The organism is Bacillus pretiosus, assembly GCF_051294775.1.
GTDB lineage: Bacteria > Bacillota > Bacilli > Bacillales > Bacillaceae_G > Bacillus_A > Bacillus_A wiedmannii.
In genome coordinates this window covers 1-286 of sequence record NZ_JBPPHF010000495.1, presented here as the reverse complement: position 1 = coordinate 286, position 286 = coordinate 1, and the positions used below count along the sequence as shown (strand labels likewise).

The following is a 286-nucleotide window of genomic DNA, read 5'->3' as shown; positions in this document are numbered from 1 at the left end:
GCACATAGCTACCCAGCTAAGCCCTTGGCAGAACAACTGGTACACCAGCGGTGCGTCCCTCCCGGTCCTCTCGTACTAAGGACAGCTCCTCTCAAATTTCCTACTCCCACGACGGATAGGGACCGAACTGTCTCACGACGTTCTGAACCCAGCTCGCGTAGCGCTTTAATGGGCGAACAGGCCTACACTTGGGACCGACTACAGCCCCAGGATGCGATGAGCCGACATCGAGGTGCCAAACCTCCCCGTCGATGTGGACTCTTGGGGGAGATAAGCCTGTTATCCC

General features: G+C 57.7%; 1 rRNA gene. It reads right to left on the bottom strand.

Features of this window, described 5'->3' with window-relative positions:
* Positions 1 to 286, bottom strand: a 23S ribosomal RNA gene (locus ACSG5Z_RS31890); the annotation flags it as partial.